Annotated in this window: 15 protein-coding genes and 2 pseudogenes; 1 reads left to right on the top strand and 16 read right to left on the bottom strand. The window is 61.7% G+C overall.

Translation table 11 applies throughout. The annotated features are described in order from the left end of the window. Positions 1–126: 126 nt before the first annotated feature. The 15 genes and pseudogenes from AC3EA7_RS02065 to AC3EA7_RS01995 form a co-directional block, all read right to left on the bottom strand. A complete protein-coding gene (locus AC3EA7_RS02065; RefSeq protein ID WP_488612362.1) occupies positions 127–987 on the bottom strand; it encodes an ABC transporter permease in 861 nt (286 codons plus the stop codon). 3 nt (positions 988–990) lie between these two features. Continuing rightward, positions 991–1,590 (bottom strand): GNAT family N-acetyltransferase, encoded by a 600-nt coding sequence (locus tag AC3EA7_RS02060; protein ID WP_488612361.1) that lies wholly within the window; start codon positions 1,588–1,590, stop codon positions 991–993. An 18-nt stretch (positions 1,591–1,608) separates the two neighbouring features. Beyond that, complete coding sequence (gene rsgA, locus AC3EA7_RS02055; RefSeq protein ID WP_488612360.1) at positions 1,609–2,583, bottom strand: ribosome small subunit-dependent GTPase A; 975 nt, start codon at positions 2,581–2,583, stop codon at positions 1,609–1,611. After that, complete coding sequence (locus AC3EA7_RS02050; protein WP_488612359.1) at positions 2,573–3,490, bottom strand: ABC transporter ATP-binding protein; 918 nt, start codon at positions 3,488–3,490, stop codon at positions 2,573–2,575. The genes rsgA and AC3EA7_RS02050 overlap by 11 nt, the downstream gene beginning before the upstream one ends. 15 nt (positions 3,491–3,505) lie before the next feature. Beyond that, on the bottom strand, positions 3,506–3,772 hold the full coding sequence (locus tag AC3EA7_RS02045) for a hypothetical protein (RefSeq protein WP_488612358.1): 267 nt from the start codon (positions 3,770–3,772) through the stop codon (positions 3,506–3,508). Positions 3,773–4,083: 311 nt separating this feature from the next. After that, positions 4,084–4,590, bottom strand: coding sequence for a hypothetical protein (locus tag AC3EA7_RS02040; protein WP_488612357.1), 507 nt, complete (start codon positions 4,588–4,590; stop codon positions 4,084–4,086). 75 nt (positions 4,591–4,665) lie between these two features. Further along, positions 4,666–5,439: a CHAT domain-containing protein gene (locus tag AC3EA7_RS02035; protein WP_488612356.1), complete on the bottom strand. Its 774-nt coding sequence runs from the start codon at positions 5,437–5,439 to the stop codon at positions 4,666–4,668. A gap of 268 nt (positions 5,440–5,707) precedes the next feature. Then, a pseudogene (locus tag AC3EA7_RS02030) lies at positions 5,708–6,180 on the bottom strand (transposase); the annotation flags it as partial. A gap of 301 nt (positions 6,181–6,481) precedes the next feature. Continuing rightward, a complete protein-coding gene (locus AC3EA7_RS02025) occupies positions 6,482–6,667 on the bottom strand; it encodes a PIN domain-containing protein (RefSeq protein ID WP_488612355.1) in 186 nt (61 codons plus the stop codon). Next, complete coding sequence (locus AC3EA7_RS02020; protein WP_488612354.1) at positions 6,636–6,893, bottom strand: UPF0175 family protein; 258 nt, start codon at positions 6,891–6,893, stop codon at positions 6,636–6,638. The genes AC3EA7_RS02025 and AC3EA7_RS02020 overlap by 32 nt, the downstream gene beginning before the upstream one ends. 163 nt (positions 6,894–7,056) lie before the next feature. Beyond that, positions 7,057–8,049, bottom strand: coding sequence for a DUF368 domain-containing protein (locus tag AC3EA7_RS02015; protein WP_488612353.1), 993 nt, complete (start codon positions 8,047–8,049; stop codon positions 7,057–7,059). A 68-nt stretch (positions 8,050–8,117) separates the two neighbouring features. Further along, positions 8,118–8,324, bottom strand: a complete 207-nt coding sequence (locus AC3EA7_RS02010; protein WP_488612352.1) for a hypothetical protein — start codon at positions 8,322–8,324, stop codon at positions 8,118–8,120. 139 nt (positions 8,325–8,463) lie between these two features. Next, positions 8,464–9,798: a DEAD/DEAH box helicase gene (locus AC3EA7_RS02005; protein WP_488612351.1), complete on the bottom strand. Its 1,335-nt coding sequence runs from the start codon at positions 9,796–9,798 to the stop codon at positions 8,464–8,466. Positions 9,799–9,934: 136 nt separating this feature from the next. Beyond that, positions 9,935–10,192: pseudogene (locus tag AC3EA7_RS02000) on the bottom strand (transposase family protein); the annotation flags it as partial. 175 nt (positions 10,193–10,367) lie between these two features. Next, positions 10,368–10,898 (bottom strand): helix-turn-helix domain-containing protein, encoded by a 531-nt coding sequence (locus AC3EA7_RS01995; protein ID WP_488612350.1) that lies wholly within the window; start codon positions 10,896–10,898, stop codon positions 10,368–10,370. Positions 10,899–11,407: 509 nt separating this feature from the next. Here AC3EA7_RS01995 and hisN point away from each other — a divergent pair. Then, positions 11,408–12,181, top strand: a complete 774-nt coding sequence (gene hisN, locus AC3EA7_RS01990; protein ID WP_488612349.1) for a histidinol-phosphatase — start codon at positions 11,408–11,410, stop codon at positions 12,179–12,181. A gap of 960 nt (positions 12,182–13,141) precedes the next feature. On the opposite strand, the gene AC3EA7_RS01985 is transcribed toward hisN, so the two are convergent. Then, positions 13,142–13,282, bottom strand: a complete 141-nt coding sequence (locus AC3EA7_RS01985) for a hypothetical protein (protein ID WP_488612348.1) — start codon at positions 13,280–13,282, stop codon at positions 13,142–13,144. Positions 13,283–13,674: the final 392 nt, after the last annotated feature.

The following is a 13,674-nucleotide window of genomic DNA, read 5'->3' as shown; positions in this document are numbered from 1 at the left end:
CCCTCATCCCCCCTGCCCCCTTCTCCCGCCGGGGGAGGGGAGGCCGGTTGCCCCTCATCCCCCCGGCCCCCTTCTCCCACCGGGGGGAGAAGGGGGAGTTGAGGCGCCCACGGGGGGCGCCCCTACTCATCCATTCCGCTTGAGCCTGCCCGTCGCCTTGGCGTAGCGCTCGGCGCGCATGAATGCCATCAGCCCGGTCGGGATCGTCAGCAGCCCGGTGAGGAGCAGCGGCAGGATGCGCCCCGACCAGAGCGCCCCGGTGCTTGCACCGTCGAGCAGCGCCGCGCGAATCCCGTCGAGCATGTAGGTGGCCGGCGAGATGTACGCCAGCGGCTGCAACCATTCCGGCAACACGCTGATCGGATAGTAGACGCCGCTGACGAGCAGCACCATCGCTTTGATGATGTTCGTCATCTGCAACCCTTTTTCCGGCGACAGGAGCGGCAGAATGGCGGCGAACATGCCAAGCCCGATGAAACTGGTGCTGCCGGCGATCAGAACGACCAGCATTGCGCCGAAGTCCGCGCGGGTCAGATCGATGCGGAAGAAGGCTGCGACAACCGCCAGGATGATCGCGGTATGCACCAGCGCAAACAGAATGGCGAACGCCGCCTGCCCGAACAGGTGCGTCAGGCGCGAAATCGGCGCCATGAAGGTGTACTCGATCGTTCCTTCCCAGCGTTCCCACTGGATCGACTCGCTGATCAGGTCGAACACCACCGACAGATAGTGCCACACCAGGGTTCCAACGAGCAGGAACAGAATGAAGATGTTCACCTGCTCCGGCGCAATGGCGACCCCCGTGATCTCGCCCGATGCCCGCCCGATGAATGTGATCGACAGGGCGTTGACAATCGAGTATGCCAGCCAGACCAGTTCCCACGCCCAGTAGCGTTTGATCAGGTTGGCGTTCCGTTCGATAAAGGCGTATGCGCCGCGCAATTCGCGCCCAAGGGCGCCGCCGCGACGCTCTGAAAACGTCGTCATAGGTCAACTCGCTATCTGCTGAACCAGATGGGTCAGGTTCGATGGACCGAACTCATCGCGCGTAATTTCCATCAAGATATCGTCGTAGCGCCGACCATCGAAGCGGATGCCGCCGCGCAGCCTGCCCGCCTCACGAAACCCGGCTTTGAGGTACGCCTGATGCGCGCGCTGGTTGCATCCCAAAACCCACAGGTAGACCGAGTAGAGGTTCAGAAAGGCAAATCCATAGGCGCACATCAACCGCACCGCCTCGCTCCCATACCCTTTGCCCCAGGCTTCTTTGTCGCCGATGGCGATCCCCAACGCGGCGCGCTGGCGGCGCTGATCGATGTTCGTCAGGCTGACCGTGCCGATCAATCGTTGCCCGTCGCGCACGATGATCGCAAACGTTTTGCTATCGCGGTCGCGCACGGTGCGCTCGTACCACTCCTCCTCCTGTTCCTGCGTATACGCCATCCCCGGTTGCCCCAGGTACACGGTCAGTTCCAGGTCGCTGAACCAGCGCGCGAAGAGCGGCAGGTCGCTGCGTTGCAGCACGCTCAGAAAGATTCGATTCCCTGGCACGACTGCGGGTCGCCAGTCAGCGGTCTGATCGGTTTCCATCACATTTCTCCTGATCCATTACTCTCCCTCGAACAACCGCACATAACTGTCGTAGCGCTCTGGTGTGATCTCGCCGCGCGCCAGCGCTGCACGCACCGCGCATTCCGGCTCGTGGATGTGGGTGCACCCGGCGAAGTAGCACCCGCCCAGGTAGGGACGAAACTCACGGAAGCAGCGCGCCAGTTCGTCCTTCGGGAAGCGCCACAGTCCCAGTTCACGAATGCCCGGCGTATCCGCCAGATACCCGCCGCCCGGCAGATCGAGCGGGATCAGTTCGGCGACGCGCGTTGTGTGTCGCCCTTTGTTCAGCGCAGCGCTGACGGCGCCGACTTTCAGCCCCAACCCTGGTTGCACCGCGTTGAACAGACTGCTCTTCCCGACTCCCGACCGTCCGGTGACGACGCTGATGCGCCCTGCCAGGCGCTCGCGCAGCGCGTCGATGCCGAAGCCGGTCACCGCGCTGGTGTAGAGCACCGGGTACTCCAGTCGCTCATACGGCGCAAACATGCGGCGGGCTTCTGCTTCGCCCACAAGATCGACCTTGTTTGCGACGATGACCGCGTCCAGATCACTCGTCTCGGTCAGCGCCAGGTAGCGGTCGAGCATACGCGGCGAGAACTCCGGGCTGGCGCAGGAAAAGACGAGCAACGCCTGATCGATGTTTGCCGCCAGTACATCCTCCTTCCAGACCCCCTTCGATGCCGGGGCGCGCCGTGCCAGTTTCGTGCGACGCGGCAGCACCGCCTCGATGACGCCGTGCTCCGGCATCGTCGGCGTGACTTCGACAAGATCGCCGATGACGGCGAGATCGGTGGACTGCCGCTCCTTCTTCAGGCGACCGCGCAGCGTACAAACCAGGATGCCCTGATCGGTCTCGACGCGGAAGAAGCCGCTCTGCGCGCGCAGCACTCGACCGGTCAATCGCCCGGTCTCCGGTTGATCGCCGTGCGCCTGCTCGCGCGCAGTCGCTGTCGCCTGTCGCCTAGTTCCCATACCCGCTCTCGAAATCGCCCGACGGCTCGAAATCATCGTCGAGGCTCTTGCCGGTCAACGCCATGAAGACGTCCTCCATCGTTGGAGCGCCATTTTTGCCGATGCGGGGACCGATGGCGTCCTTCAAGCCCTGCGGCGTATCGAGCGCCACGATCCGCCCGTTGTCAATAATCGCAATCCGATCGCACAGCCGGTCGGCTTCGTCCATGTCGTGCGTGGTGAGAAATACCGTTGTATCGTGCTCCTCGCGCATGCGCAGAATGAAGCGCTGCACATCGTGCTTCGAGCGCGGGTCAAGCCCGGTGGTCGGCTCGTCGAGCAGCAGCAGCACCGGCGAGGTGAGCAGGCCGCGCGCAATTGCGACCTTTTGCTGCATCCCGCGCGACATGTGCTCAAGCGGCTCGTAGAGGCGCTTCTCACTCAAGCCGAGGCTGCGCAGAATCTCAACCGAGCGCTGCCGCGCATAGGGACCGGGCAGGTCGTAGAGGCGCGCCGCATACATCAGGTTCTCCAGCGCCGAGAGTTTCTTGAAGAACGATGCCTCGACGCTGACGCGATTGATCAACCGGCGCACGGTGCGCTCCTCACGCTGCACATCGTACCCGAAGACGCGGATGTCGCCATCGTCGGGGACGAGGAGCGTCGAGATCAGTCGGATGAGCGTTGATTTGCCAGACCCATTCGCGCCGAGAAGACCAAAAATCTCGCCGCGCTGCACCATGAGCGAAATATGGTCCACTGCCACCGTCATCTCTGGCGGTTTGTGCGCGCCGCGTTTCCAGAACGGCTGCGCCTGCGTCGCTTCGCGCCCGAAGCGCTTCAATGCGTCGCGCACCTCGAGCGCGACATCGGTGTGCGCAGCCATGCGCTGAATCTCCGGCGACGATAGTGTTTGCCCTGCAACCACGATTTTGCTCCTGATTTATTCATCGCCTGTCGTAATGCGCACTTCCAGAAAGCGCGCTCCCAGCGTCGTAAAAGCGTACTCGATCAAACGATCGAACAGGCTTCCCTGATGTTCCACATCGTCGGGCGCGACCTCCACCTGGACGCTCTGCCGGTCGGTATCCGACGGCGGCGACAGCAGGCGGATGATCGTCCCGTCTCGTTCCTGGATCAACACCGCTTTTCTCCCTTCCTCAACGACCGTCTCTCTGGTATAGCACATGGGTTCGACATGTACGGTCACTTCCGGTCATCGGTGCTGCTGAGTGGAACCGCGGCGGGTCGCGGGCGCAAAAAGACCGCGGGTTCCACCGACATGCCCGCGGCCTGATTGCAAGAATCAAAGAGCCGTGGACGTCGTTCGCCTGTCGCCCACGGCCCGGTTGCTCAGATTGTATGGCGTTTCAACGCTTGAGCCTCTGGAAAGTGGGCGCATGGCGACCATCAGCAGCGTACTGCGGAATACCGCGTACTCGATCGCTCATGGTGAGCATGTGAATGCTGAGTGTCATCGTCATGATCGCCTTTCTTCCGGTCATGTCTGCGTGGGCAGGTTCACCCACGGAGGAGAGCATAGCACGAAGCGGCAGGGTTGTCAAGCGTGAGATTGGGTTGTGATAGCACACGGATTGGCGCAGATCGGGACGGATGCTCACGGCTGCCCGTCACCAGCGCGCCGCGCCCGGTCGTCCCCGGCAGGCGCCACGCGCGGGCGTGAACGCCGCGAGTCTGCCGATAATCCCATTGAGCGCCGCCGCAGGCGCCACGCGCGGGCGTGAACGCCGCGAGCCTGCCGATAATCCCATTGAGCGCCGCCGCAGGCGCCACGCGCGGGCGTGAACGCCCGCGCTGAGCGAACGAAGCCCCGCTGGCGCGGGGCTGCACGCCGCAGATGGACGCGGATCGGGACGGATGCCCACCGCTTCCCGTCACCAGCGAGCCGCGCCCGGTCGTCCCCGGCAGGCGCCACGCGCGCGCGTTCACGCCCGCGCTGAGCGAACGAAGCCCCGCTGGCGCGGGGCTGCACGCCGCAGATGGACGCGGATCGGGACGGATGCCCACCGCTTCCCGTCAACAGCGAACCGCGCCCGGTCGTTGCACCCGTGGAAATCCGCGTCCTATTTCTCCAGCATCCCGTCACAACGACGCCAGCAGCGGTTTGTCGGCGTCGTGCGGCGCGCGCAGTTTCAGGCGGATCAATCCCTGGGCGAATGCCGCGTCAATCGGCGTATCCTCGTTTGCGGCGAGCGCCTCGTAAAATCCTTCGACGAAGGCAATGGCAGCGTCGGCGCTGACCTGCCCGCGCATGGCGATCAGGCGGGGTTCGCCGCCACCAGTGGCGCTCGCGGCGAAGGCGGAGTCGCAGGCGCTGAGGAGCACGCAGCGCAGACCAGGCGCGTGCCGCGCCATCTCCGCCAGCAGCGAGTAGGGGAGCATCCAGCCGCGCCCGCCCTCGCCGTCGTCGAGCAGCACGCCAGAGGCGACGCCATGGGCGAAGAGGTGCAGGTAGCGTGGGCGAGAGCGCAGCAACGCGCGTTGCACGTCCTCCGGCGTCGCCAGCGGCAGAATCTCAATGCGAAAGCGGTCGTCGGGGTAGGGCGCCAGCGCATCGCGCAACGCGCGCGCATCGCGTTCCCAGCGCAGCGGCGCGCTGCCAGGAGGGGAGGCGTAGACCGCCAGCACCGTCGCCGGTTCGGGGCGCGCAGCAGGGACCGGCGCTGGCGCATTGACGACCGTGGCGTTGCCGCCGCCTTCGGCGTGCGCCGAGCCGATGTAGGTGCGGCGGGCTTGTGACGGCGGCGCCGTGGCGTTGACGCCCTGATTTTCTGCGCGCGCATCGCCGCCGCCTTCGGCGTGCGCCGAGTTCTGGTAAAGCCATGTCTCGTCGGGTGGATTGGGGGTAGCGGGCATGACTCGTCTCCTTTCATTTACCCGTCCGGCGGCTCAAGCCGCGGGCTGCGGGTGTGACGCCCGCCGATGTTGGCTGAGCCTGTCGAAGCCAGCGTCGGCGGCTCCGCTTTCCGGCGGCTCAAGCCGCAGGCTGCGGGTGTGACGCCCGCCGACGTTGGCTGAGCCTGTCGAAGCCAGCGTCGGCGGCTCCACGTTCTTGATGATCCAGGTTGTGGTTGATCGCTCCATTACGCGCGCCTCAACTTACCCGCCCGGCGTCTAGAGCCTGTTATGCACTTTCGAGCATAACGGTAATGAACCGCTTCAGCATGAGCATCGCAAAGGCCAGAACATGCAATCCCGCCAAGGTCTCCGGCAACCGCTCATCATCGCGCGCCAGCCGGCGAAAGCGCGCCATCCAGGCGAAGCCTCGCTCAACGACCCAGCGGCGCGGCAGCAGCACGAAGCCGCGTTTGGCTTCCGCCAGTTCAACGACCTCCAGCCGGATGCCGTGGGCGTGGGCGTCGGCCGCCGGTGGTTCCCCCGTATCGCCCTGATCGACGAACGCCACGCTTCGACGCTTCGGCTGGCTCAGCGCAAGCAGGCTCAGCGCGCCGCTTCGACCGACTCGCCGGTGACGGCTTGGACCTGTTCCGCCAACGCGGCGACCTGCGCGCGTTCCCGTTCGTTGGCGGGCGTGACGACCACGGCCAGCAACTGACCCAGCGGATCAACCGCCACGTGGACCTTGCCGCCCTCCCTTTCTCCCCCCCGCATGCGGGGGGGAGAAAGGGAGGGCGTTGATGCCCGTCATAGCCGGCGCGCGCTGCGCCCCCCCTGCGGGGAGGGGCAGGGGGGGCGATTGCATCGTGCGCGCGTCAACGATCACCACGCGCGGCGCAGGCGCGCGCCCCCCCCTTTCCCCCCTGCGGGGGGGGCAGGGGGGGCACGCGCAGATCGTGGACGAGCGTCGCAAAGACCCCGGCCTTCAGCCGAAGGCCCACTCCTCGTCGCTCACATCGCTTGGATAGGGTTTACGTGTCATACTGAAATCATACCACGTTTATCTCTGAAGTGCATAACAGGCTCTAGACGCCCGATTGAGTTCTTCAGCTACTTCCTGCGGGATCACGACGCTTGTCGTCAGGCGCAGCAACAAATCCACCTGCCCCACGCGCGCCAGCGCTATGACGGGGGAAGCGTTAATGACCCATCGCTCAGTGATCAGAGACTTCTGAGACGATTTCATCAGCACTATATTGGAATGCGGAAACCTTGAACCGGTTCAGTGCGTCGATAAACCCGGTGCGCGAAAGACCGGCAATTTCAGCGGCCTTGCTTTGCGAAATAAGTCCATTTTCATACCACTTCACTGCAGCCGCGATGCGCATTTCTTGTACAAATCCCTCTGGATCTTTGCGTAGAGCAGAGAATATACTGCGCGGCAATTCAAATGACACACGAACAGTTTCCATTATAACCTCCAGCATCGCTATCCCAACAAACGCGGATACAGCATCAGTCAGTCATCAACGTGTTTCGCCAGGGTTAGCGACGAGATCTATTCCTGCATACTGCATTGTACATCAAGCAGTTCTACTTTGCCGCTTATTGCAACCGGAACGGCATACATCATCCCTACCCCGGCACCCGCGAGTCCTGCTTCTGGCGTGTCTGGCGGTTCCATCCGAGGCGGCGCAGCAGCGGGTTCGCGCCGGTCTGCGCATGATCGATGACGCTCAACAGGACAAACCCAATGACCGCGATTGCCAGCGCCAGCCAGAACTCCGAAGCTGCCATATCGGGCAGAATGTTGCGCTCTCGGATTGGCACAGGCTTTCCATGGCGATCCAGCATGGTCTCGACCACTTCCTTCCAGGGCCAGATTTTGCGCAGCGATCCGGCCATGAAGCCCATGAGCACAGCAACGGTGGCATTATGGTAATGCCGGAGCAGCCAGCTCAACAGGCGCACGAAACCCAGAAGCCCTGCCACTGCCCCCAGCGCGACCGGGACAATCGCCAGCAGGTTCAGATCTGCCACGGCGTCGAGCACGTAGGCGTACTGACCCAGGATGAGCAAAATGAACGACCCTGAGATGCCGGGCAGGATCATTGCCATAATTGCCACGGCGCCGCTGAAAAAGAGCGTAACCGGATCGTGCGGCATCGTCAGGGGGACCAATCCCACAATGAGATAGCCAGCCGCAGTGCCCCCTGCCAGGGCTGCCGCAGCGCCGGGATTCCAGCGCACAGTTGCGCCTACGGCAATAATGGATGCGATGATGAGACCGAAAAAGAAGGCAAAGAGGTACACCGGTTGGTTTTCCAGCAGGTAGCGCATCACGCGCGCCATAGCGAGCACCGCCGTACCGATGCCCGCCACCAGGGGGATGAGGAAACCCCAGGGGATGCTGGTCAGCGCCGCGCGCCAGCGCCTCTGACCGAGCAGACGGAGCAACTGCACGTTGAATGACTTGATGGCAGACAGCAGGTACTCGTAGATTCCCAGGATGAACGCCATCGTTCCGCCCGATACGCCGGGTATCAGGTCGGCAATGCCCATTGCGATGCCGGTAAAAAAGAGGCGAAGCGCCGAAAACGAGCGATTTGCGGTTTCCGGTATGTGCATGGTCCAGGCTCCGTGTGCAGGCAAACAAAAACGGGCGTCCCACCATGGGACGCTGGCGCGAGTATACCCTACGCATGGCGCGGCGTCAATACAGATGACCGTCGCCGCCGGGTCAGGCGGTGCAGCGGCGGGGGCAGGTTCAGCGCGCCGGACACCGTTCCGCGCACACGCACCAGCGCGTGGGTGGCGGTCATCTGGAGCAAGCGGCGCAGAGGCGGGGGATGCGCCAGCGCGCGGGGTGGCGTTCGGCGTGCGCCGCAGGTCATCGCATACATAACCGTCACCCAAGGACGAGCGCAGCGACCGGGTCGACGACCGGCGCGCCGGACACTGTTCCGCGCACACGCACCAGCGCGAGGGTGACGGTCATCACGGGGGCGGGCGGATCTGGCGAAACTCCCTACTCCCTACTCCTCACTCCCCACTCGCATAATCTCGCCTGCGACGCGCCTCTCTGCGATCAGAACGTTCGGCGCGCGTCATGCCAGTCATACGCGGCGTGTGCATCGGTCGCGCGCCCGTGTCGTTGCCGCGCAGCGGATGACGGCGGCGCGGTGCAGCGTCAGCGTGCGACTCATGATGGCGGGGCTGGACAGCGTCGGGTCGGGTTTCGTGCGCTGGCGCGGCCGCGTTGTAGTCGAACCCCGGAACAGTTTCTCGCTTCAACGGCTCACCGATCAACCGTTCGATGGCGCGCACCATTGCGGTGTCACCGCGCGTCACGAGGGTGAAGGCGTCGCCAGTGCGCGCAGCGCGCCCGGTGCGTCCGATGCGATGGGTATAGGCCTCGGCGGTCTGCGGCATGTCGTAGTTGATCACGTGCGAGATGTGCGCTACATCGATCCCGCGCGCCGCAATGTCGGTCGCCGTCAGAATCTGATACCGGCCGCTGCGGAAGCCGTCGAGCGCCGCCTGACGGCGGTTCTGTGACAGATTGCCATGCAACGACGTTGCGCGATACCCCAGCCGCGCCAGCGTGTCGCCGAGGCGCTGCGCGCGATGCTTTGTGCGGGTGAAGATCAACACCGATCCGGCATCGGTGCGTTCCAGCAGTTCGATCAGCAGCGAGGTCTTCAGATGCTCAGCAACCGGATAGATCGCGTGCGTAACGGTCGCAACCGGTGCACTGCGCCCGATCTGCACCGTCAGCGGGTCGCGCAGCGCCTCACGCGCCAGCGAGCGCACTGCGTCGGGCATTGTTGCCGAAAAGAGCATCGTTTGACGTTCCACCGGCGTCAGACGAAGAATCCGCCGGACATCGGGCAGAAAGCCCATGTCGAACATCTGATCGGCTTCGTCGAGCGTCAGCGCCTCGATTTGATCGAGCGTCAGGGTTCCCCGTTCCAGATGGTCGAGCAACCGTCCTGGACAGACGACGGCGATCTCGACGCCGCGCCGTAGACGCTGGATCTGGCTCTGATACCCGACGCCGCCGTAGATCGTGACGCTGCGGATGCCGGTGTGCTTGCCGAGCGCCTCGATGACCCCCTGAATCTGCTCTGCCAGTTCGCGCGTCGGCGTGACGATCATGGCGCGCACACGCCCGCGCGGTCCGCGCATCAGGCGTTGCAGGATCGGCAACACAAACGCTGCCGTTTTGCCCGTGCCGGTCTGCGCAATGCCGATCACATCGCGCCCGGCGAGCGCGTGGGGAATGACCTGTTCCTGAATCGGGGTTGGGGTGTGGTATCCGAGGTCGCGGATACCGGCGTTGATCTGTGGATGAAAACGAAATGACTCGAACGACACTGAGTGTCCTCCCTGGCTACGCTTGAGCCAAGTCGGTCACTCAGCTCAGTTGCATGATAATACTTGCGTATTGTACCACAGATTCTTGAGATATGACGGGAACTACCCCTGTATCAAGATCGCTCAACATTAGACATTATCTGCAATAACTTTCAGTAGCCAATTGGATGAGAGAAAGCGCAGGCAAAGGATGCCGGCATTCCATGCGGAAGTTGTGAAGGGCACAGGCAACTTCCATGGCGAGGTCTGAAAAACCTTCTTTGGTGTTGCGAAACACATCCTTAACAATTCGAAAACGTTTGACACATGCAATCGTGCTCTCAACAACTACACGTGCGCCGGCAAAAATTCCGTTCAGCCAACGATCTCCCACGCTCAATTCCTTGCCTCTCGGTTTTTTTGGGGTTGGTAGGTGATGACACCTTGAGGCTCATAGCCTTGAAAGCCGCTATCTTTGCCCAAAGTAGCGCCACTCGGATAGACAATTCCCTCCTCATCGGCGATCTCCTTGTCGTGTCTCTTGCCACTCTCCGTTGGACCGAGATAGACAACCTTCCTGGTGTGGCTGTTTACCAACAGAATATTCTTGTCCGTATGCGCTTTTTTTTGCCACTATAGTGTTCAACCTGCCGTTTTGCCTCTTTTGGGCGTTGTCGCCGCCTTTCTGTGCCGTCAATCAACAAATCTGGAGCAGATTCCTGCACCAATGGGCTGTCGGCAACTGCTTTTGGGTCTCGCTCCGGTATCATGCCCATTTCGGCCAGTGTTTGTTGCAAGATGGGCAAGAGCAGATGAATCCAGTGGTTCGTTCGCGACTGGCTGAGACCAAACTGCAATCCGTGCGTCGTCTGCAACGGATAGGTCTTCTGGTAAACCAAAATGAACAGGAGCTTGTCTTCAACCGTGCGCGACTTTTCTTTTGGCCCGGCTCCTGCTCGCCGCTGGCGAACTTGACCACTTTTGGTGCGTTCAGGCGGTGGAGCGAGTGCAGCCAGTTTCTTCCGAAAAACCGGCAAGAGCCGCTCAAACTCGTCCACCGTCAATCCCGTGGCGGCCAAAAATTCTCTTGGCTTCTCTTTCAGTTGGGCATAGGTTAACATGTCGCTATTTTACACTATGACAGATAATGTCTATTTCACAGGACGATCAATTACCAATGCGCGGTCATTCGTACAATACTGCGGGGGAGCATAGCAGGACGCCGGGGCGCTGCGGGCGAAAGCCCTCGCTGAGGACGCGGCTCGACTCTGCTCGCCGCAGGCGACTCGACTCTGCTCGCCGCAGGCGGCTCGACTCTGCTCGCCGCAGGTGGCTCGACTCTGCTCGCCGCAGGCGGCTCGACTCTGCTCGCCGCAAGTGGAAGCCCCGTTCGGGCTGCTAATGCCCGGGGCGCGGTCAGCGTCTCCGCGATTGCTGGTGCGCAGTGGGGATCGGTGCACCGTGCGAGCCGGGCGCGCGCACATCTTGTCTGACCGACCGCCACCTGGTATGAGTCATCCTTCGCGCCCCTTTCTGGTATACTCGAAACCATCGTCCGTACTCGGCGATAGTGTGCTTTACGATCAGGATACTACGGAGCCTGCTTTACCCAACGTGAGAGGGAGACACAATGGCTGCTGAAACGCTCGAGGCGCTGCGCGAGTTCGCCGCCGACCTGGCGTGGCATGCCGGGCGCCTGACGCTGCGCTATTTTCAGACCGGCATCACGCCAGACATCAAGGAGGACCGGACGCCGGTGACGATTGCGGATCGCGAAGCGGAACAGGTGATGCGTCGCATGATCGAAGCGCGCTATCCGCATCACAGCGTCCTCGGAGAGGAAGAGGGTGAAACGCGCCCTGGCGCGTCGCACCGCTGGATTCTCGACCCAATCGACGGCACAAAATCGTTTGTGCAGGGAGTGCCGCTCTATGGCGTGCTCGTCGGGCTGGAGCGCGACGGCGAAGTAGTGGTTGGCGCGGTGTCCTTTCCCGCGCTCGGCGACTTCCTGACGGCGGCGAAAGGTCAGGGATGCCAGTGGAACGGACGGCAGGCGCGTGTCTCGCAGGTGCGCGAGGTGCGCCAGGCGGCGCTGCTGTCGAGCGACGCCGAAAGCATGGCGCCGCACGGACGCGAGGCGGCGTACCGGCGGCTGGCTGCATCCGTGCGCCTGGTGCGCACCTGGGGCGACGCCTACGGCTATAGCCTGGTGGCGACCGGCCGCGCTGAGATCATGCTCGACCCGGTGATGAGCATCTGGGACTGTGCCGCGCTGTTCCCGATCGTCACCGAAGCGGGGGGCACGTTCACTGACTGGAACGGCGCGCCGACGATCCATGCTGGAGAAGCGATTGGTACGAATGGATTGCTGCTGGAGCAGGTGCTGAACATCATCCGCGGGTGACGCCAGGATGACCATCACCTGCGCCCGCAGACCTGGCGGCAGCCCCCCTCTCGTGGGCGCTGCGTGCGTCCCGCTGCCCCGCCCGCCATCCCCAGGCGATGACCGTCACCTGCGCCCGCAGACCTCGTGGCAGCCCCCTTCTCGTGGGCGCTGCGCGCGTCCCGCTGTCCCGCCCGCCATCTCCAGGTGATGGTCATCTGCGCTATGGAGAAGGCAGGGTTATAGAGCCAATAAACCAGGATACAACTCCGCTGGCAAAAATGATCGCAACCGACAAAGCCATCAACCCCCAGAATTGCTTCGGCGAATGTGCAACTTCGCGTGTGATCAGAATGAGACTGCTGAATATGCTCAACATCGCAAGAGCATATAGCCAGATGGCTTGATATGGGAAAAATCTCATGAAAGTCAGAAATGCCAATGCAAGGAAGAGTAGTGCGACGATCACACGTCTGTTCGGAGCCATTTCTACTTAATCCGTTTCTAATAGGAAGATCAATCTAAACATGGACAAACACGCTTGCGCCTGTGGATCGGTTGGCGTTGGCTGAGCCTGTCGAAGCCAGCGCCGATCACAAGGTTTTCTAATATCTGGTTGATCTTGCTACGCAATAACACCAGACTATTATTCAGATACAATCTAGTATGAGCACCTTGTTGTGCAGCAATTTATGCCTTTGTAGCACTGACTGACACAGTATGTAGCCAGTCCATTGGTTATCGCACCAGATGCCAAAATACAAGATAGGCATAAATTTCCCGCCGATCCGACACATACTGCCGTACATATGACGGCAATCGTCCCAATGACATACCACGAGACCCTTGCTCCTGAAAGACAGCAGCCTATACAATCAATAAGGTTATATTGATCTGTGACTATCACCTGTATCGGATGAGAAGGTGAATGTTTCCTGTATATACTCTTAATAGCATGACTGTCTGTTTCAAGAATTGCACTTATTGATTTCGAAGCAGCGCCTGCATCTTGGGATCATGCAGGCTGCGTGCGGTCAGCCAGCCGTTGCTCTCGCGCTCGATTGCGCGTGCTACTCTGGTGCACGCTGGACATCCCGCATCGAAGAGTAAATATCGCTTCATAACGCACCTCCTTGTGAAACTGACGTTTTATGAACCATTTCTCTCGTAAGGCTGCCAACAATATACCATTCGCCTTTTTCTTTGTCTTCAGGGTAATACCCTTAATTTTGCTCACATTTCTTTTACTAATGCACATGGCGTATATCACCCTCTGCCATGCGCCGTGCCTTGGGGGCGCGCCAGCGGCGCGTCCCTACTTCTCCTCTTCAACGTTCCACCGTCTCCCTCCACCCCTCTCGCCTCTTGCCTCTCGCCTCTTGCCTCTCGCCTCTCGCCTCTCGCCTCCTGTCAAAAATGCGCTAAAAACGCTTTACAGCATACGCAGGTGTATGGTATAGTTTGACATGGACAACAACCCATCAGGTAGCCCGTCTGTACCTTTTGCAAGAAGC

Source organism: Roseiflexus sp. (assembly GCF_057785375.1).
This window is presented reverse-complemented; position numbering and strand designations above follow the sequence as displayed.